Source organism: Candidatus Leptofilum sp. (assembly GCF_965223525.1).
In the GTDB taxonomy this organism is placed as follows: domain Bacteria; phylum Chloroflexota; class Anaerolineae; order Promineifilales; family Promineifilaceae; genus Leptofilum.
Genome location: NZ_CBDCWX010000005.1, coordinates 2,648,854 through 2,667,582, shown reverse-complemented (window position 1 = coordinate 2,667,582; position 18,729 = coordinate 2,648,854). Strand labels below are relative to the sequence as shown.

Genomic DNA, 18,729 nt, shown 5'->3' with positions numbered 1-18,729 from the left:
TAAGTTTACATCTCGTTTCTTTTTGTGATTTACATAAATATTATGCAAAGTTTCCCTTAATAAATCAAGTGATGCCGTTTTAGCTGATTCAGCAAGTGTGAAACGTCGTGTTCTTCGTGGGGCATTGTGCCAAGTGGGTCCACAATTTGGTCTTGGCCAGTGAGGGCGTAAAATGTGTTCAGAATGCCATAGGAGAGTGCCTGCACCTGGTAGCCGCCTTCTAAAACGAAGAGGATACGGCCGTTTGCCAACTCTTCCGCCAACGCTACCAACATGCGAGACATTTGAGCATACCCGGTGAGACTCAGCCCCGCCATTGCCAGTGGGTCTTGCCAATGAGCATCGTACCCAGCCGAAACCAAAATAAGCTCCGGCTTAAATTGGCGTGCCAGCGGTTGAATGAGTTCATCAAAGATACGACCGTACCCCACATCCCCCACATTGGGCATCAACGGTACATTGACCGTGTAGCCATGCCCAAAACCATTGCCCAACTCCTGAAAATCGCCAGTGCCAGGATAAAACATGCGCGGCAAAAAGAGGTGGGTAGAAATAAACATGACCGAATCATCATCGTAAAAAATGTCTTGCGTGCCATTGCCGTGATGCACGTCAAAATCCAAAATGAGGATGCGCTTCACGCCATGCGCTGACTGAGCTTGTCGGGCGGCGGCGGCCACGTTGTTAAACAGGCAAAAGCCGCTAATTCGGCCAAATTCAGCATGATGGCCTGGCGGGCGAACGAGCGCAAACCCATTTTTCACCTGCCCGGTCATGATCTGATCAACGGCCGTCATTGTCGCCCCTGCTGCTAATCGGGCCAAATCATAACTTTGCGGCGTGGCGTACGTATCTCCATGATCCAATGCGCCTCCACCAGTCGTGGCTACTTCCCGAATACGCTCGATGAGCGTAGGGGCATGGATGCGCCGCAGCTGCTGGATAGTGGCGCTCACTGGCTCTAACAACTGCAAATTCGGCAACATGCCAGATTGATCGAGGAAGGGCAATAGTTGGTTGATACGTCCCTGGTTTTCGGGATGGCCCGTTTTAGTGTGGGCAACGGCAGGGACATAAATAGCGGCAGTCGTCATCGTTTCTCCAGGTCAGTTTGCGAAAAGGTCAGTTGGTATTATACCACTCCCCAAAAAGCAGATAAACAAAAAAGGGTACGGCCGTAAACGGCCGTACCCTCAAAAATTAAAGTAGCAGAGTGGTGAAATTAGCCACCAAACCACAAAGAAATCAGGCCAACGCCATCACCAAAGAAGGTAACTAAACCAGCAAACACAACCGAAGCCATAGACATGAGCTTAATCAAAATGTTCAACGAGGGCCCGGATGTATCCTTAAAGGGATCGCCAACGGTGTCGCCAATGACCGCGCCCTTATGCGCTTCTGAACCTTTGCCGCCATGATGCCCTTCTTCGATATATTTCTTGGCATTGTCCCAGGCACCACCAGCGTTGGCCATCATCACCGCCAGGGCAAAGCCAGCGGTTAGGGTACCGCCCAGCAGTCCCAAAACACCAGCCACACCAAACAAAACGCCTACCAAAACTGGCACGATCAATGCCAACACAGAGGGTGCTATCATTTCTCGTTGGGCAGCGGCCGTACTAATTTCTACACACCGAGCGTAATCTGGACGGGCGGTCCCTTCCAAAATGCCGGGGGCTTCGCGGAACTGCCGACGGACTTCCTCAACCATGCCGCCTGCAGCGCGGCCAACCGCCCGCATCGTCATGGCGGCGAAGTAAAATGCAGTAGTGGCCCCGATAAATATACCAATCAGCACAGCGGGATTCAGAATGGTGACGTCATAGAAATCCATAAAATCTTCCATGCGCCACACATCAACGGCACGGCCGTTTACCATTAATGCTTCTCCGCCCCCGTGCAGCGTCAAAGAAAGGCGAATCTCTTCTAGGTAGGCAGACAATAGCGCCAACGATGTCAACGCAGCAGAACCAATCGCAAACCCTTTGCCCATTGCGGCCGTTGTGTTACCCACAGCATCCAACTGATCCGTCTTTTCGCGCACACTGGGGTCCAGACCTGCCATTTCTGCATTACCACCCGCGTTATCGGCGATGGGACCATAGGCATCGGTAGCCAGAGTAAAACCCAAGGTAGAAAGCATACCCACGGCCGCAATGCCAACCCCATACAGACCCATGGAGATATTATCCACACCACCTATCGAGTAGAAGCTAACGGCAATGCCAATCACAATTGCCAAAACCGGTATTCCGGCCGATTCCATACCCACAGCCAGCCCTTCAATCAGCAAGGTAGCTGGGCTGGTTGCCGCCTGTTCAGCAATATTGCGCGTTGGTTTGAACGCATGAGACGTGTAATATTCTGTCGCCTTCCCCACGATAATGCCTACAACCAAACCAACCAAAATGGAAACCCACACCTGAATGGCATTGGGCAAATCCAGTATGAGCACAACGGGCAAAGACAGAATGGCAATACCAATCGAACTGCCATAAAGCCCACGGCTCAAGGCATTTATTAATTGCCCTTGCGTAGCACCGTCATCGGCGCGAACTAAATAAACACCCAAAATAGAGAGTGCCACACCAATTGCGGCAATTACAATGGGCGCAGCGATGTATTTCAATTGCAAATCCATCTGATCCAGCACGGTTGGGGTCTGGCCATCAAACAAAGTAGCCCCACCCACAACAACAGCAGCCACACCTAAAGCGGCCGTTGCCAAAATAGACCCCGCATACGATTCGTACAGGTCAGCACCCATACCAGCCACATCACCCACGTTGTCACCAACATTGTCGGCAATCGTCGCCGGGTTACGCGGATCATCTTCAGGGATGCCCGCTTCAACTTTACCCACTAGGTCAGCACCTACGTCGGCTGCCTTAGTGTAAATACCGCCACCCACGCGAGCAAACAACGCTTGCGTAGAAGCCCCCATACCAAAGCTCAGCATGGTCGCCGTAATTTGTGGCAATGGGTTAATCGCCTCGCGGATAAACTCGGCCGGAGGAAAATAGTACAAAACCAAAAACCAGACTGTAATGTCTAGCAGCGCAAAACCGACTACCACAAGACCCATCACAGCCCCAGCCCGCAGCGCAATCTGCAAACCACCGTTCAGGCTATTTCTAGCTGCATTCGCCGCCCGCGCAGAAGCGTTGGTCGCCGTCTTCATTCCAAAGAAGCCGCACAAGCCAGAGAAAAAACCACCGGTCAGAAAAGCCACCGGCACGATGGGATTTTGCAATTCAAGCAGCGCCAAAATAATAAAAATGATAAACAAACCAGCAAACACAAGCCCAACAGCGCGGTACTGTCGTTTAAGATAAGCCATTGCCCCTTCACGAACTGCCTGGGCAATTTCAACCATCTTCTCTGTGCCTTCGCTTTCTTTCATTACCTGGGTATAAAAATACCAAGCGTATACCAACGCCAAAACAGCCCCAATTGGCCCTAGCCACCAAATTAGGGGCAAGTCAGCGCGTTCATTCGCGGTCTGTGCAAGAAATAGTGCATGTTGCATAAACTTTCTAATGCCTCCTCTTCTCAAAAAATCTTTTTGGCAAACAAAAAGCGGGTCATGCCCGCTAAATTTTTAAAATTCCTGGTCAACGATAACCTACTGATATTTCCACCACATGCAAAAGTTGGGAAACATCAAGCGGGCGATTGTAACGAATGTCACAAGCAATGTCAATAATTTTCCCCTTGCTAACAGAGGAGAAAATTATAAATACGTGGTAAATAAAAAGAGCCTGGAAGTCATTCTCCCAGGCTCTACAAGAAGCTTCTAAATAGCTAGAACAAAGCTATGATTGATTGGCCGAACGCCACCAGCGGTAATATTTACCACGCAGTTCCTGGCGGGACGGCAACGGGAAATAAACAAGTCCATTGCTATTTCCTAAATAGATGCCGTTTTTAATCATCCGGTATGGGTATTCCACAGACTCTACCCGGTTCACTATTTTTGAATGGATCGGCTTTGCTCTTACCTCCAGCAAACATTCACGCAGGTGATGAATATATTTATAGGGCAAATCGCGGATTGCCCCATGTTCAGGGTCACTTGCTAATTCGCCAAGCTGCAAATCTACAAAGCAAATAGCCGGGAAATGAACCATACTCTCTGGGTTTTGGGTCAGAAATGCGTGATATTCGCCAGCACTCAAACGGCTAACAACCAATGGATGCACGGGGGCAATTTCCTGGTACATATTCAAGTCCCCGGTTTGCTCTGGCAAAGTTTGTGCCTGATCTAATGCGAGCACTTCGCCATAAGCGGTAACCAAGTAGAGTTGCTTCATGGCTTCCAGAGGAATATGTTCTAAAACGCGGTAAGTAGAGATGTAAACAGAGCGTTTTGGCGTACCATCTTTGTGGGGAACACAACGCGCTATGCCTGCTTCAATCTTAAAAAAGTCGTGTCGAAAGTTAGGGTCTAACTCAACAAACATGGCTTGACCATGTAGTTTTTTGTGTGTACCAACAGCATAGTAGGTGCCAAACTCTTCTGGCGGCAACATGGAGGCGATGAGGGCCTCAGGGATAAGCGAAAAATACAGATGTACAGTCATGAGGGTTTCAGCTTCCTTTTCTTGCAAGGGTGTAATCTAACAAAATCTGGTGCTATCTTCCTTTTTTTAGGCAAAATGGAGTAGTAACAATAGGCGGATTGTGTGGGTGACTATTGTCACGTATTCGCAATCAAGCAAATCATAATCACATGTTGTTGGGATTTGCGTCTACATGAGGGAAACGGCCGTAAAAAAGGCCAGAGTTGCGTAAACCCTGGCCTATTGAACCTGAATCCGATGTTACTTAATCCGCTAGGGTAGACAAATCCCCTTCGTCTTGCCCCATGACGCGGGCCTTGAGGATGCGGCGCATAATCTTGCCAGAGCGGGTTTTGGGCAAACCGTCTACAAATTCCACCGTGGCGGGTTTGGCAATTGGTCCCATCTCATGCCCCACATGGTCGCGCAGGGCCATCGAGAGCTTCTCGCTTGGCTCAAACCCTTGCCGCAAAATGCAGTAGGCTTTGATGATATTGCCCTTCACCTCGTTCGGATCGGGCACGCCGATGCAGGCCGCTTCGGCCACAGCTGCATGGCTCACCAACGCGCTTTCAATTTCGGCCGTGCCTAGCCGATAGCCAGACACTTTAATCACGTCATCAATACGGCCGATTACCCAAATATACCCATCCTCATCTTTCTTGGCGCTGTCACCGGGTAAATACCAGCCTTGCTCGGCAAAGCGGCTCCAATATTGCTGCACATACCGATCCGGGTCTTGGAAGATGGTTCGCAGCATGCCAGGCCAGGGTGCTTTAATTACCAGATAGCCCTCTTCGTTGGCCGCCACAGGATCACCCTCTTCATCCACCACATCTACCTGTATCCCAGGGAAGCCGCGCGTAGCCGATCCGGGCTTGAGCGGCACGCTAGGCAGCGGCGTAATCATGTAGCCACCGGTTTCCGTTTGCCACCAGGTATCCATAATAGGGCAACGCTCCTGGCCAATAACGCGATGATACCATTTCCAGGCTTCTGGGTTAATGGGTTCTCCCACAGAACCCAGCAGGCGCAAGCTAGAAAGATCATGCTTGCCCGGCCAGCTTCGGCCAAAACGCATGAGGCCACGAATGGCGGTTGGTGCTGTGTATAGAATAGTAATGTTGTATTTGGCTACCAGCGACCACCAGCGATCCGGATACGGATGCGTGGGCGCACCTTCGTACATAAAGCTAGTGGCACCTAAAACCAGTGGCGCATATACAATGTAGCTGTGACCCGTAATCCAGCCGGGATCGGCTGCACACCACCAGACATCTTCGGGCTTGATGTCGAACACCCATTTCAGGGTCGTGGAAGTCCACACCATGTAACCGCCATGTGTATGTAAAATCGCTTTTGGCTTGCCTGTTGTTCCAGAAGTGTACAGAATGAAGAGTGGGTCTTCGGCATCCATCACCTCAGTTTTGGCCTTGGGATCGGCCACAGGCAAATTCATGAGATCGTGATACCAATAGTCGCGGCCAGACACCATCTTTACCTCGTGGCCGGTGCGCTTCACGCAAATGACAGATTGAATTGTGCCAGCCCGATCCACAGCCTCGTTGGCAATATGCTTTAGCTCGATAATGCTGCCGCGCAGCCAAGCACCGTCGCAGGTGATCAGCAGCTTGGATTTGCTGTCGTCAATGCGACCAAGCAAAGCCTCGGTGGAAAAACCGCCATAAACAACGGAGTGCATGGCTCCAATTTTGGCACAGGCTAGCATGGCAATCATCAGTTCGGGAATGCGACCCATGTAAATGGTAACGCGATCCCCTTTGTCAATGCCCATCGAGCGCAAGACGCTGGCAAATTTACACACCTCGTGGTTGAGTTGTTGATAGGTGTAGACGCGCGTGTCTCCTTTTTCGCCTTCAAAAATAAGGGCTGCTTTGTTGCGCGTGTCGGTACGCATGTGGCGGTCTAGGGCGTTGTGGATGATATTGACTTTGGCGTTTACAAACCATTTGTAAAAGGGGGCGTTGCTGTCATCTAGCACTGTTTCCCACGGTTTGTACCATTCGTAATTTTCGGCAGCGATCTTGCCCCAGAATCCGGCTAAATCTTCGGTTGCTGCCTGGTGTACTTTATCGTAATCGGAAATGTGAGCAGCGGAAACAACTTCGGGTGCGGGGAAATAAACGTCTCCGACCATATTTTTATCATCAGCCATGTAGAGCCTCCTTCTTTTTGGGGGTGTGTTCGTTTGTTTCTAGAATCAATTTTCTGCCAGGAGTTACAGATGGGCATTCATTCTTAGGATGAGAATCAAGTATATTGGGAAATGGGCAAATCGTAAAACTTTCATTACTATTGGGAATAAATCAACCAAAAGAGGAAAGAATATGCCCTTAACCCACCAACTTGAGAGAGAACGGCCGTTTACACTCCAAAACCTCCCCACTGATGGCAAACAGTTCCACCCAGACCGCGCCGCAGCGGAAACCGAATTCAAGACCTTACGTAAAGCGTTTATCGCCCTGCAACGACAGCTTTATGCAGAAGGCAAACAAAAGCTGCTCATTGTGCTGCAAGCGATGGATGCTGGCGGCAAAGATGGCACCATTCGCAATATCTTGAGAGGGGTGAACCCTCAAGGCGTGCGCGTGGATTCGTTTAAAGTGCCTTCCAAAAAAGAGCTGGCGCATGACTTTTTGTGGCGTATCCACAAAGTGGTGCCAGCCAAAGGGATGATTGGCGTGTTTAATCGCTCCCATTACGAGGATGTGCTAGTGGTACGTGTGCACAACATCGTGCCAGAAGCAGTTTGGCGACCCCGGTACGAACAAATAAACCAATTCGAGAAGCTACTGCACGACACTGGCACACGCATTCTGAAGTTTTACCTGCACATCTCTTTGGATGAACAAAAAGAGCGTTTTCAGTCGCGGCTGGATGAGCCAGAAAAGAATTGGAAGTTCTCGCTGGGAGATTTGGACAAGCGTAAGCTCTGGCCGGACTACATGGCGGCTTATGAAGAGATGCTGCAGCAATGCAGCACAGTCTGGGCACCCTGGCATGTGATTCCCGCCAACCAAAAATGGTACCGCAACCTGACCATCATGAGAACAATCGTGCACACGCTGCGGGAGATGAACCCGCAATATCCTGAACCAGAAGATAATTTGGATCAGGTGGTGATCCAATAACGCGCGAATAAGAGGACTGGCAGTCCTCATAGGCGCTTGGCCACAGCAATGAGAACTTTAGGACTGCCAGTCCTAGTAGCTATATTGACAGACGGCCGTCCCAATGGCATCATTATTCATCTTTACTTATTTTCTTGAGGGAGAGAAATGGCTGAACTATTTACTGCACAAAACCTTGTAGCATTTTTAACATTATTGGCGCTGGAAACGGTGTTGGGTATTGACAATGTTATCTTCATTTCGATTTTGTCTGGCAAGCTGCCAGAGAACCAGCGGAAACAGGGACAGCAGCTAGGCATTGCCTTTGCCGTTGTTAGCCGCATCTTGCTACTGTTAGCCATCACCTGGGTACAACAGCTAGAAGGTACAGATCTGTTTACCATTTTTGGCAATACCATCTCTGGTAAAGATTTGGTCTTATTGCTAGGCGGCATGTTCCTCATTGGTAAAAGTACTTATGAAATTCACGAGAAGCTGGACACAGAGGAACATGGAACGCACTCTGTACGGGAGGGTATGCTTACAATGTCCAGCATGATCACTCAGGTGCTGCTAATTGATCTAGTGTTTTCGCTAGATTCGGTGATTACGGCCGTTGGCATCTCGGACTCTTTGCCCGTGATGGTTGCCGCGATTGTTTTAGCCGCCATCATCATGGTGGTCTTCGCCGGGCAGGTGAGCTCTTTCATCGAGCGGCATCCCTCCATGAAGATTTTAGCCCTCTCTTTCCTCATCTTGATTGGCGCGATGTTGGTGGTAGAAGGCTGGGCCCATGAAGCAGCTGAAGAACTGCACTTGAAAAATTACGTCTACTTTGCCATGGCCTTCTCTGTCATTGTAGACTTCTTGCAGCTACGCTTCAAGAGCAAACAAAACAAACCGGTCAAGCTGCACAACCAGCCCACCTTAAGCGATACAGCCGACTAATCAAGCCAGATTATGGGTTATGAGTAAGACCACAATTCCCCGGAAGCTGATTTGTTTCTGGGGAATTTTTTTTAGGATGTGATGTCTTGCCGATGGAAAATAACGGCCGTTAGTCCCAGCAGCCCCAATAACCAAATCACAACAATCCCTACAGAAACATTCAAAGAAGGAACGGCCGTAAATCCCGGCATCCCCCCCACATTTGAACCTACGCCTTCCAAAATCCAGCTTCTAATATTTTCCAGATTGTAAATTGGCGTTGCCACAAAAATGTTAATTAAGCTGGGGCGATTCAAGATGCTCCCTACCACAAGCAGCAACAGCACCAAACTAGACTCCAATATACTCACACCAATGGTTAGCAGCACGCTTGCCATGACTGAACGACTGTACATAGCAACGAGCGCGGCAATCGCCGCAGAAATGACTAGGCTGGCGAAGGTCACCATCAGTTGTGACAAATATTCTGCCACATATTGGGCAACATCTAATTCTGCCAGCGGCGGGCCATACGATGAATCAAACAAGATGGACGAGAGCCAATTGCCACCTGTTAAAATCAAGGAAGTGGCCATAAGAGTGAGTAAAAACAGACTAATCAAAACAATAAACTTGGCCAAAATCAGCAGCGTCCGAGACTGCCCTGGCAAAATATTTTTCCAGGTTCCCCATTGAAATTCGCCAGCAAACGCAACAGCAATAAAGCCAATAAACGGAATTTGCAAAAATGTTCCGCCCGGAAAACCCGTCAACATTGTCCAAACTGTCAGCAAATCGCCTGTCCAAGTGCGCGATCTGCTGGCACTAAATTCGCGCACCTCAGGAATAAGCAAACCAGGCAAAATGTCTATAAACAGCACAATGAGCAGCGCGCCAATGGGAAAAATCAGCACGAGAAATGAAAAAGCTTTGGTGTGGCCCAGTAATTTGCGCCACTCAGCGCTCAATACATTACGCATCTGTTCCCCCTGTCGCCGCCAAAAACAGCTCCTCTAAACTTTGCTGCTGCACCACAACCTCAAAAATCTGCACATCGGCAGCAACGAGCTGCTGCACAATAGCGGGAACTGCATCACGCTCCGCTGCCACTTCTAGCCAACGGCCGTCTTCAATCACCGTCCAGTTAGGCAGCAACAGCCCCATCGCTCGCGCCTGCGGCGTGACGGCTAGCCGAATGACTGTTTGGCTAGCCAATAGCTCTGCCACGTTGCCCGTTTGCACCAGCCGCCCCTGATTGATAATGCCCACCTGATCACACACTTGCTCCACTTCGCTAAGCAAATGGCTAGACAAGAAGACCGTCTTTTCCTGCTTTTTCGCCAAATCCCGAATAAAGTTCCGCACATCCTGAATGCCCGCCGGATCCAGCCCGTTAGTTGGTTCATCCAAAATAACCAAATCCGGATCATTCAACAGAGCAGCAGCTAGACCCAAACGCTGCTTCATGCCGGTTGAGTAGCCCTGCACCCGGCGATCTGCCCGGTTGGTCATGCTAACTTGGTCCAGCAAACTTTCGATGCGCTTTGGGTCGTAGCAGCCTCGCGTTCGCGCCAGGATTTCCAGATTTTTTCGTCCAGTGAGAAAGTTGTAAAAAGCAGCACCCTCGACTAAGGCACCCACCCGGCGCATCAACACATAGTTTCCTTGAACAGGGCTACCGAATAGCTGAATTGTACCCGCAGACGGCCGTATAAAATCCATCATCATGCGAATGGTGGTGCTCTTCCCAGCGCCGTTTGGTCCCAAAAAGCCAAAGACCTGCCCAACCTCAACCGACAGATCAAGCTCGCGCACCGCTTGCACCCGCTTTTTGCGGCGGCCAAAGGTTTTGCTCACATTTTCTAATTGGATAGCAAAGGTTTGTGACATGGCACGGAATTAATTGGGTAACTGAGTAATTGCCCAATTACAGTTCTGTTTCACCAAGCGGTTCCACTGCGTCAGCTTCTTCAGGTTCTGGCAGCGGGTCTGGGGCAGGAACGGCCGTATCCACCACATTCGCCTTGTACGGATCAACCGCATGGTTGCCGCAATAAGGACACAAATTCCACTGCAATTCCAGTAATGAATTACAGTCCTGACACGCTTTTTTGAGGCGAGTATGACAATGAGGGCAGAGCAGCCATTTGCCATCAATCACGCGAGAACAGCCAGGGCAATGCGGCCGTTCTTCAATTTCTTGCAATAATGCCTCTTCTTCCAGCGCCCGCTCATAGGCTTCTGCCAGCGTTTCTGGTGGCCGCAAAATAAAGTAGATCACAATGCCCACCACTGGTAAAGCTGCAACCAACAAAGCCGCCAGCAGTTGGGCAAACGGATCGCGGGAGCGGGCTCGCATGTCCCGAAAAGCCCAAATAATTAGGCTCAACCATAAGGCGGCCAACAAAGCCCCCATCACCGCAGCCACAATGGTTAAATACGAAACAAGCGTCTCTAGTGTGGGTAAATTCATAACGGCGGAGATTATAACACAAAGGTAAAAGTGAAAACGCCATCTTAACAATCAAACAAAAAAGGCGCTCCACTTGGGAACGCCTTTCTGTAATGCGCTTGCGGCTCGTAAAAAATTACCAACCACTCGTGATGCGGCTGTACATATTGCCAATTTGGGGACCCAACAGCGAGATAACCAAGATGACTACCACTGCTACCAAGGCAAGAACAAGTGCATATTCCATTAGCCCCTGTCCTCGCTGCCCCTCGTCATTAAGAAATAACATGATGTCCTCGCAGAATAAATTAAGCAAAATATTTTGTGGATGCGAAGATCAAATCATGCAAATCTTACAGCACTCATAACAGCAATATTACCTCTTTCCCATTAAAAAATCACCAGGATGCCTACAAAAAACCTTGTATATGATGACAATATGTAATTGTCACCATTATTTCAAGCAAATTGTCTCTTTGCAAAAGAGGATTGTCTCTGTAAAGTTGGGACACTTACGCTTCTCCAAGTACAGGAAACAGCAAAATGCTTAACCTGACCGTAAATCGCGACAGCAAACCGCCCTTGTATCGGCAAATTGCCGAGCAGATCAAAACGCAAATTAGCAACGGCCGTCTCCCTGCCAACAGCCGCCTCCCAACCGTGCGGAGCCTGGCGCGCACGCTGGGCGTAACCCGTCTGACGGTGCAAAATGCGTATGCCGAACTGCAAGCTGACGGCTGGGTTGAAGCCACCGTGGGCAGAGGGACGTTTGTGAGTACGGCCGTACAACAAATGAGCCTACAACCCACTGTTGGTCAATTTCTCACGCCAGACAGCGCCATCAATGACATGCTCGCCATCAACCAGGTGATTGGCGTGCGTTCGATGGCAATGGCCCACGCCGACCCGTCACTTTTCCCAACAGAAGCGTTTTGGCAGCAGATGGAGCGGCTGCGCCCACAAGCCAACAACTTACTCAGCTACGGCCCCATTCAGGGGGATGCAGCCCTACGTCTGGCCATCGTTCAACTGCTACACGAAGATGGGATTGAAGCAACGCCAGATGACATCCTGGTGACCTCCGGCGCGATGCAGTCCATTTCCCTGGCTGCCCAAGCTATTGCCCAGCCAGGCGATATGGTTTTGGTAGAACAACCCACATTTTTGGGGGTGCTGAACGTACTCAAGGCACAGGGATTACGGCCGTTGCACCTCCCCGTCCAGCCAGACGGCCCAGACCCGGCTCAGATGGAACAACTCATTCAAACACACCGGCCACGCCTGTTTTACACCGTCGCCAACCACCACAACCCCACCGGCTTCACCACCAGCCCTGCCAAACGACAGGCCATCTTAAAGCTGGCGCAGCGGCACAATTTGCTCATCATCGAAGATGATATTTACGGCAAGCTAGGGTTTGCTGGTCCGCCGCCGCCCAGCTACAAACAACAAGATGATGATGACCGAGTACTTTACTTGAGCAGTTTCTCCAAAATTTTGATGCCGGGGCTGCGCGTGGGCTACTTACTCATGCCAACCGCCTGGCGTGACCAATTGCTCACCCTGCGCCGCGCCACTGATTTATGCGGCACGGGGCTGCTCCAGCGGGCGCTGGCTCACTTTTTGCAAGAAGGTGGCCTGAAAAAGCATCTGCGGCGAGTGCTGCCCATTTACCAGGAGCGACGAGATGCGCTACTAAACAGTTTGCAGCGATGGATGCCAACGGCCGTTCGCTGGAGTGAGCCGCAAGGTGGGTTTAGCTGCTGGGTCAGCCTGCCCCACTACGCCCCGCCTGGCGTGCTGTACTATCAGGCACTGCAAAATGGCTTTGCCTTCACCCCTGGCGAGGCATACATGTTGGAAGAGAAAGGGCGCGAATATTTGCGGCTCTGTTTTGGCAATTTAGGCACAGAAGGCATCGAGGCTGGCGTCAAGCTGCTCGGCTCGCTCATTCAGCAACAGCTCACCAGCCGCACCACCGGCGGCGACTGGCTGCCCTATGTTTAGGACGCCAATGAACGCGGATGACGCAGATTTTTTTATCGGTGTTCATCCGCGTTTGTCCGCGTCCCAATTTTGGAGAATTTAGATGCAAACGATTGGCTTGTTGGGCGGAATGAGTTGGGAAAGCACCGAACTGTACTACCGCTGGATTAACGAACTGGTGAAGGAAAAATTAGGCGGGCTGCACTCCGCCAAAATCGTGCTGGTCAGCGTGGATTTTCATGAAATTGAAACGTTGCAACACCAAAATCGCTGGGATGAGGCCGGGGCAGCATTGGCTCAAGCCGCCAAACAAATCGAAGCGGCTGGAGCAGACTTTTTGCTCATTTGCACCAACACGATGCACAAAGTGGCTCCGCAAATTGAGCAAGCAATCAGCATCCCTATTTTGCACTTGGCAGACGCCACGGCCGTTCGCATTAAGCAGCGCGGCTTGCAAAAAGTAGGGCTGCTAGGCACCAACTTCACCATGGAGCAAGATTTTTACAAAGGGCGGCTAACCCAGCACGGTCTGGACGTAGTTGTGCCACTCGCAAAAGACCGCGAAATCGTGCATCGCATCATTTACGACGAGTTATGCCTGGGCAATGTGCAGGATGCTTCTCGCAATGAGTTCCTGCGAATCATCAACGATCTGCACGCGCAAGGCGCACAGGGCATCATCGAAGGCTGCACTGAAATTGTGATGCTGGTACAGCAGAAACACACGCCTATACCGCTGTTCGACACGACGGCAATTCATGCAGAAATGGCCGTTCAGCGTGCATTGGAGTCTGAATAAGGCGGGCAAGTGCCAGTCACGGGGCAAACGATCCTGAATGACCAAGATCATGCGCCCCGTGACTGGCACTTTTGAGAGGGTTTTATGAACGAGCAGCTCAAGCACGATCAGCAGAATCAAACTGAATTGTTGGAAACGGCCGTTCACGCAGCCACTGATTTTCTAGGAACGGTATCACAACGGCAAGCGGCCGTTTTTCCACAAATTGCGCCAAATCAAATTGATTTACCCGCCATTGGCGTCGGCGCAGCAAACGCTTTGGAACAATTCCGCACACAGTACGAAGCAGGGCTATCTGGCAGTGCCGGGCCGCGCTACCTGGGCTTTGTCACCGGGGGCAGCACCCCCGCCGCCTTGCTTGGCGACTGGCTAGCGGCGACTTACGACCAAAATCCCACCGCCAATGAAGATTCCATTGCCCCGCATGTGGAGCAAGAAGCGATTCACTGGCTGCGGCAGCTTTTTGGCCTGCCGAATGATTTTGTTGGCACCTTCGTCAGCGGCGCGACGATGAGTAACTTTGTGGGGCTGGCTCAGGCGCGACAGTGGATTGGGCAGCAGCAGGGTGTGAATGTGGCAGAGAATGGGCTGTGGGGGCTACGGCCGTTTCCCATCCTTGCTGCCACACCCCATTCCAGCAGCAAAAAGGCACTCGCCATGCTGGGCTTGGGTCGCCAAGCCATCACCCCAGTGCCCACCTCGCCCAGCCGCGAAGCAATGGACATGGCTGCCCTGGCCGAAATCTTGACCACGCTGGATGAGCCTGCTGTGATCATTGCCAGCGGCGGTACCGTCAACACGGTAGATTTTGATGATTTGCAGGCAATTGCAGCGCTAAAGCAAAAGCACAACTTTTGGCTGCATCTGGACGCGGCCTTTGGTGGCTTTGCCGCCTGCTCACCTAAATTTGCCCATCTGCTGAATGGGCAAGCCGCCGCCGACTCGATTACGGTTGATGCTCATAAATGGCTCAATGTGCCTTACGATTCGGCGATGACCTTCAGCCGCCACCCTGAGTTGCAGTTGGCGGTGTTCCAGAATACGGCCGTTTACCTCGGCGAGATGAGAGAAACGCCCAGCCCGGTGCACTGGACGCCGCAAAATTCGCGTCGCTTTCGCGCCTTGCCCACCTGGATGACGCTGTTGGCATACGGCCGTTCCGGCTACCGCGATATCGTAGAGCGTAACTGCGCCCAGGCAAAATGGCTAGGCGAGCAAATCGTGCAATCTCACCAGTTTGAATTGCTGGCTCCAGTACGCTTAAACTGCGTCTGCTTTACGCTGGCAAACTGGCCCAGCTTGCCCCAAATTCAGGACTTTTTAGTCAAAGTACGGGACGACGGCCGTGTTTATCTGACGCAAACTGTATTCAAGGGACAACCAGCCATCCGGGCCGCATTTTCCAACTGGCAAACAGAGCAGCGGGATGTTGAGATTTGTTGGCAGGCGCTGTGTGAAATGGCGTAACCAGGTGACAGTCACGGGGTGCACGATCGAGGTCGTCCAAAATCATTCGCCCCGTGACTGTCACCTCAAATGAGATTTTATGTTAACCGAAACACAGATTGCAAACGGCCGTTCCGCCATAAAAACCGCACTTTGGCAAGGCATCAAGGCAGAGATTCCTATTACCATTGGCGTAATTCCCTTTGGCATGATTTATGGCGTGCTGGGCTTGTCTGCGGGGCTAACGCCACCGCAAGCACAGGCAATGTCGTCCATTGTCTTTGCCGGATCGGCGCAATTTTTGGGCGCACAGCTTATTGGCGTGGGCACGCCGCTACCCATTCTGTGGCTAACGACCTTCATCGTTAATTTGCGGCACGTACTGTACAGCACTGCCCTCGGCCCTGACATTCAGCATTTATCCCGCAAATGGCGTTGGCTGCTGGCCTATTTGCTCACCGACGAAGCGTATGCGGCAACGGCCGTCCATTACGGCAACAGGCAAATTCCTCTGGCACATAAACATTATTTCTGGCTGGGGGCAGGCTTTACACTGTGGGGCGTGTGGCAGGTGAGTACGGCCGTTGGCATTCTGCTAGGTACGCAAGTACCGCCAGAATGGGGGCTGGACTTCACCCTGGCACTCACTTTCATCGGCATTGTCGTGCCAACGCTAAAAGATCGCCCCAACACAATGGCCGCGCTCACGGCCGGCCTAGTTGCCGTGCTCACATTCAACTGGCCGTACAAACTCGGCCTCATGGTTGCCACGCTCACTGGCATCGCCGTCGGCGTCTGGTTGGAGAACCGGAAAAGATCAATATCTGCAGATTTCGCAGATTAGCGCAGATTTCTCCTTTTCTCCGTGCAACTCTGTGTCTTCTCCGTGTTCCGATTTTAATTTTCAGAGGAACTTATGAATCTTTGGATTGCAATAATTGGCATGGGCATCATCACGTATGCCATTCGGTTAGTGCCCATTTGGCTGTTGGAACGCGCCACGATCAGTGCAGGTTGGCGACAGGCGTTGCGCTTTGTGCCTGCGGCCGTACTTTCCGCTATCATTTTGCCAGAACTGTTCATGCCCGGCGGCAACTTTGATCTGTCGCTGGGAAACGCCCGGCTGCTGGCGGGCGTGATTGCCATTCTGGTAGCTTGGCGCACTAAAAACATTTTGTGGACGTTGGCAGTGGGGATGGTGCTGTTGTGGGTCTTGGGATGACAAGGTGATACGCTTGCCTACTAACTGCAACTTGCCCACTCGCCCACTTGCAAACTGTTGAGGAAATAATGATTGAAGAATTTGTAGAAGTTGGTGTGGTTAAAGAACTGTATCGCTTTCCGGTGAAATCAATGCGGGGGGAATCATTACAGGAAGCGCATGGCTTCTGGCATGGGCTGGATGGAGATCGGCGGTATGCGTTTGTGCGCTCAGATGATCAATCCGGCTTCCCCTGGCTAACGGGGCGGCAGCTACCGCAAATGCTGCAATTCACGCCTCGCTTCGCGCAGCCAGAGGATGTGGTTAATTCGCCAGTGGAGGTGACGTTGCCAGACGGCCGTATCCTCCCCATCCATTCCCCCGAACTAAATCAGGAATTGGCTGACGCCTACGGCAAGCCGGTTAATCTCATCAAAATTGGGCGCGGCGCGTTCGACACCCAGGTGATTTCCGTGATGAGTACAACAACGGTGGCTGCGTTGAGTGAAATGATTGGAACGGCAATGACACCGATCCGCTTCCGCCAAAACATTATCATCGAGCCATTTGATGAACAGCCCTTCGTGGAAGAGCGCTGGCTAGACAGCAGCCTCGTTTTCGGCAACCAGCGAGGCAACATGCCAGATGGCCTTCGCATTCGCCTCAACCAGCGCATCCAGCGCTGCGTGATGATCAACATTGACCCTGAAACGAGTGAAAAGGAGCCAGCCGTGCTCAAAACTGTTGCCCAAACGCGGCAAAACTGCGCTGGCGTTCTCAGCAGTACCGAACGACCTGGCATGGTTCACGTGGGGGATGTAGTGAAGCTGGTAAGAGCGTAATTAGGTAATTGAGCAACTGAGCAATTACCCAATTACTCAATTACAAAAAGGTTTTTACAATGGAAGTATTCAAGACTGAACAGTTAATCACAGAGCAGGCAGAGGGCGAAAAACTGTACCTCGAATTTTTGCGCCATGAAAGCATGAGCATGGGTTTATACATCCTCCCAGTTGGGGGAGTTGATCCGCAGCAGCCACACAACGAGGATGAAGTGTATTACATCATCAGCGGTCAGGGGCAGATTGATGTGGGGAATGAGACTCAGCCTGTGCAGCCGGGCAGCATTGTTTTTGTAGCCGCCCACGTACCCCACAAATTCCACACGATCACTGAGGAACTCAAAATCCTGGTCTTTTTTGCGCCCCCTGAATCTACGCCAACGAATTAGCCACGGAGTCCGCAGAGAACCCAGAGCAGGCAATCAATTTCTCAAAATCCTCTGTGTTCTCTGTGGCTAAAAGGAGAAAAATGAGTACCTACCCTTTTATGCAGGTGGATGCGTTTACGGAACGGCCGTTAGCCGGGAACCCCTGCGCCATCATTTTTGCAGCCGACAGCCTGACCGACGACCAGATGCTCGCCATTGCCAAAGAGATGAACCTGTCTGAAACTGCCTTCGTCCTCAAATCATCCGTGGCCGATGTGCGGGCGCGGTATTTCACCCCTGCCGAAGAAATCCCCTTGGCAGGCCATCCCACCATCGCCACGATGCACGCGCTGGTGGAAACAGGCCAGATTAAGCTGCAAGGCGATTACACAAAAATTTCGCTAGAGCTGCAAGTTGGGCCTATTCCCATTGAGCTGTACCCGGCCAAAACGGGCGTACGCGTGGTGATGAACCAAAAGAAGCCACAATTTCTAGCCACGCTCTCCCCAGCAGAGGTCATGCCTCACTTTGGCCTGGAAGCTACAGACTGCTTGCCGGGGGCATCGCCCCAAATCGTCAGCACCGGCACACCGCAGTTGATGATTCCTGTTCGCAATTTGGAAGCACTGCGCCGCGTCCGGCTAGAAAGCAGTTACCAAACATTCCGTCAAAACGCGGGCTTCTTCGGACCACATCTGTTTTGTTTGCAGGGCGTGACTGACCTGGGCGATACGTTTGCCCGTCACCTTGGCTTTGCGCCAGACGTGGCGGAAGACCCTTTTACTGGCTCGGCCACTGGGGGCATGGCGGCTTATTTGTGGCATCATGGGCTAATTAGCAGCCCCACGTTCGTCGCTGAACAGGGCCATTGGATGAACCGACCCGGCCAGGCGCAGGTAGAAGTGGTTGGCCCGCCAGAAGATATTGAGATGGTGAAGGTGAGTGGTACGGCCGTAACCGTCATGACCGGCCAGCTCAAAATCTAAAAAATATTCATCAAACCTCAGAAATCTCT

At 51.5% G+C, this 18,729-nt stretch carries 18 protein-coding genes; 10 read left to right on the top strand and 8 right to left on the bottom strand.

The window, feature by feature from the left end; genetic code table 11:
• Positions 1–56 precede the first annotated feature (56 nt).
• The 4 genes from ACOQPM_RS17170 to acs all read right to left on the bottom strand — a co-directional run bounded on the left by ACOQPM_RS17170 (position 57) and on the right by acs (position 6,738).
• A complete protein-coding gene (locus ACOQPM_RS17170) occupies positions 57–1,094 on the bottom strand; it encodes a histone deacetylase (RefSeq protein WP_420630499.1) in 1,038 nt (345 codons plus the stop codon).
• A 128-nt stretch (positions 1,095–1,222) separates the two neighbouring features.
• The gene (locus ACOQPM_RS17165) at positions 1,223–3,529 is read right to left on the bottom strand and encodes a sodium-translocating pyrophosphatase (RefSeq protein WP_420630498.1); all 2,307 of its coding nucleotides are present in this window, start codon (positions 3,527–3,529) and stop codon (positions 1,223–1,225) included.
• 286 nt (positions 3,530–3,815) lie between these two features.
• Positions 3,816–4,583, bottom strand: a complete 768-nt coding sequence (locus ACOQPM_RS17160) for a hypothetical protein (RefSeq protein ID WP_420630497.1) — start codon at positions 4,581–4,583, stop codon at positions 3,816–3,818.
• Between the two features lie 244 nt (positions 4,584–4,827).
• Positions 4,828–6,738 (bottom strand): acetate--CoA ligase, encoded by a 1,911-nt coding sequence (gene acs, locus ACOQPM_RS17155; RefSeq protein WP_420630496.1) that lies wholly within the window; start codon positions 6,736–6,738, stop codon positions 4,828–4,830.
• A 172-nt stretch (positions 6,739–6,910) separates the two neighbouring features.
• Here acs and ACOQPM_RS17150 point away from each other — a divergent pair, with 172 nt between their 5' ends.
• Together ACOQPM_RS17150 and ACOQPM_RS17145 are read left to right on the top strand one after the other, a co-directional pair.
• Positions 6,911–7,714, top strand: a complete 804-nt coding sequence (locus ACOQPM_RS17150) for a polyphosphate kinase 2 family protein (protein ID WP_420630495.1) — start codon at positions 6,911–6,913, stop codon at positions 7,712–7,714.
• A 147-nt stretch (positions 7,715–7,861) separates the two neighbouring features.
• Positions 7,862–8,641, top strand: coding sequence for a TerC family protein (locus ACOQPM_RS17145; RefSeq protein ID WP_420630494.1), 780 nt, complete (start codon positions 7,862–7,864; stop codon positions 8,639–8,641).
• Between the two features lie 71 nt (positions 8,642–8,712).
• On the opposite strand, the gene ACOQPM_RS17140 is transcribed toward ACOQPM_RS17145, so the two are convergent.
• The 4 genes from ACOQPM_RS17140 to ACOQPM_RS17125 form a co-directional block, all read right to left on the bottom strand.
• A complete protein-coding gene (locus tag ACOQPM_RS17140) occupies positions 8,713–9,600 on the bottom strand; it encodes a hypothetical protein (RefSeq protein WP_420630493.1) in 888 nt (295 codons plus the stop codon).
• A complete protein-coding gene (locus ACOQPM_RS17135; RefSeq protein ID WP_420630492.1) occupies positions 9,593–10,510 on the bottom strand; it encodes an ABC transporter ATP-binding protein in 918 nt (305 codons plus the stop codon). Before ACOQPM_RS17135 ends, ACOQPM_RS17140 begins: the two co-directional genes overlap by 8 nt.
• 37 nt (positions 10,511–10,547) lie before the next feature.
• Positions 10,548–11,093 (bottom strand): zinc ribbon domain-containing protein, encoded by a 546-nt coding sequence (locus ACOQPM_RS17130; RefSeq protein WP_420630491.1) that lies wholly within the window; start codon positions 11,091–11,093, stop codon positions 10,548–10,550.
• A 115-nt stretch (positions 11,094–11,208) separates the two neighbouring features.
• Entirely contained in the window at positions 11,209–11,361 is a 153-nt protein-coding gene (locus ACOQPM_RS17125) for a pilus assembly protein (protein WP_420630490.1), read from the bottom strand.
• A gap of 254 nt (positions 11,362–11,615) precedes the next feature.
• Here ACOQPM_RS17125 and ACOQPM_RS17120 point away from each other — a divergent pair, with 254 nt between their 5' ends.
• The 8 genes from ACOQPM_RS17120 (at position 11,616) to ACOQPM_RS17085 (ending at position 18,700) form a co-directional block, all read left to right on the top strand.
• Complete coding sequence (locus ACOQPM_RS17120) at positions 11,616–13,079, top strand: PLP-dependent aminotransferase family protein (RefSeq protein WP_420630489.1); 1,464 nt, start codon at positions 11,616–11,618, stop codon at positions 13,077–13,079.
• Between the two features lie 82 nt (positions 13,080–13,161).
• Complete coding sequence (locus ACOQPM_RS17115) at positions 13,162–13,857, top strand: aspartate/glutamate racemase family protein (protein ID WP_420630488.1); 696 nt, start codon at positions 13,162–13,164, stop codon at positions 13,855–13,857.
• 84 nt (positions 13,858–13,941) lie between these two features.
• Complete coding sequence (locus ACOQPM_RS17110; protein ID WP_420630487.1) at positions 13,942–15,324, top strand: pyridoxal phosphate-dependent decarboxylase family protein; 1,383 nt, start codon at positions 13,942–13,944, stop codon at positions 15,322–15,324.
• 79 nt (positions 15,325–15,403) lie between these two features.
• The gene (locus ACOQPM_RS17105) at positions 15,404–16,147 is read left to right on the top strand and encodes an AzlC family ABC transporter permease (protein ID WP_420630486.1); all 744 of its coding nucleotides are present in this window, start codon (positions 15,404–15,406) and stop codon (positions 16,145–16,147) included.
• 72 nt (positions 16,148–16,219) lie between these two features.
• Positions 16,220–16,525 (top strand): AzlD domain-containing protein, encoded by a 306-nt coding sequence (locus ACOQPM_RS17100; protein WP_420630485.1) that lies wholly within the window; start codon positions 16,220–16,222, stop codon positions 16,523–16,525.
• Positions 16,526–16,593: 68 nt separating this feature from the next.
• Complete coding sequence (locus ACOQPM_RS17095) at positions 16,594–17,346, top strand: MOSC domain-containing protein (RefSeq protein ID WP_420630484.1); 753 nt, start codon at positions 16,594–16,596, stop codon at positions 17,344–17,346.
• 59 nt (positions 17,347–17,405) lie between these two features.
• On the top strand, positions 17,406–17,735 hold the full coding sequence (locus ACOQPM_RS17090; RefSeq protein WP_420630483.1) for a cupin domain-containing protein: 330 nt from the start codon (positions 17,406–17,408) through the stop codon (positions 17,733–17,735).
• Between the two features lie 80 nt (positions 17,736–17,815).
• The gene (locus tag ACOQPM_RS17085; protein ID WP_420630482.1) at positions 17,816–18,700 is read left to right on the top strand and encodes a PhzF family phenazine biosynthesis protein; all 885 of its coding nucleotides are present in this window, start codon (positions 17,816–17,818) and stop codon (positions 18,698–18,700) included.
• Positions 18,701–18,729 lie beyond the last annotated feature (29 nt).

Excerpts from the sequence above, each read along its gene's own strand:
- ACOQPM_RS17170 (WP_420630499.1), bottom strand. The coding sequence starts at position 1,094 with ATGACGACTGCCGCTATTTATGTCCCTGCCGTTGCCCACACTAAAACG.
- ACOQPM_RS17150 (WP_420630495.1), top strand. The coding sequence starts at position 6,911 with ATGCCCTTAACCCACCAACTTGAGAGAGAACGGCCGTTTACACTCCAA.
- ACOQPM_RS17135 (WP_420630492.1), bottom strand. The coding sequence starts at position 10,510 with ATGTCACAAACCTTTGCTATCCAATTAGAAAATGTGAGCAAAACCTTT.
- ACOQPM_RS17145 (WP_420630494.1), top strand. The coding sequence starts at position 7,862 with ATGGCTGAACTATTTACTGCACAAAACCTTGTAGCATTTTTAACATTA.
- acs (WP_420630496.1), bottom strand. The coding sequence starts at position 6,738 with ATGGCTGATGATAAAAATATGGTCGGAGACGTTTATTTCCCCGCACCC.
- ACOQPM_RS17120 (WP_420630489.1), top strand. The coding sequence starts at position 11,616 with ATGCTTAACCTGACCGTAAATCGCGACAGCAAACCGCCCTTGTATCGG.
- ACOQPM_RS17090 (WP_420630483.1), top strand. The coding sequence starts at position 17,406 with ATGGAAGTATTCAAGACTGAACAGTTAATCACAGAGCAGGCAGAGGGC.
- ACOQPM_RS17100 (WP_420630485.1), top strand. The coding sequence starts at position 16,220 with ATGAATCTTTGGATTGCAATAATTGGCATGGGCATCATCACGTATGCC.
- ACOQPM_RS17105 (WP_420630486.1), top strand. The coding sequence starts at position 15,404 with ATGTTAACCGAAACACAGATTGCAAACGGCCGTTCCGCCATAAAAACC.
- ACOQPM_RS17115 (WP_420630488.1), top strand. The coding sequence starts at position 13,162 with ATGCAAACGATTGGCTTGTTGGGCGGAATGAGTTGGGAAAGCACCGAA.
- ACOQPM_RS17130 (WP_420630491.1), bottom strand. The coding sequence starts at position 11,093 with ATGAATTTACCCACACTAGAGACGCTTGTTTCGTATTTAACCATTGTG.
- ACOQPM_RS17095 (WP_420630484.1), top strand. The coding sequence starts at position 16,594 with ATGATTGAAGAATTTGTAGAAGTTGGTGTGGTTAAAGAACTGTATCGC.
- ACOQPM_RS17110 (WP_420630487.1), top strand. The coding sequence starts at position 13,942 with ATGAACGAGCAGCTCAAGCACGATCAGCAGAATCAAACTGAATTGTTG.
- ACOQPM_RS17165 (WP_420630498.1), bottom strand. The coding sequence starts at position 3,529 with ATGCAACATGCACTATTTCTTGCACAGACCGCGAATGAACGCGCTGAC.
- ACOQPM_RS17140 (WP_420630493.1), bottom strand. The coding sequence starts at position 9,600 with ATGCGTAATGTATTGAGCGCTGAGTGGCGCAAATTACTGGGCCACACC.
- ACOQPM_RS17085 (WP_420630482.1), top strand. The coding sequence starts at position 17,816 with ATGAGTACCTACCCTTTTATGCAGGTGGATGCGTTTACGGAACGGCCG.
- ACOQPM_RS17125 (WP_420630490.1), bottom strand. The coding sequence starts at position 11,361 with ATGTTATTTCTTAATGACGAGGGGCAGCGAGGACAGGGGCTAATGGAA.
- ACOQPM_RS17160 (WP_420630497.1), bottom strand. The coding sequence starts at position 4,583 with ATGACTGTACATCTGTATTTTTCGCTTATCCCTGAGGCCCTCATCGCC.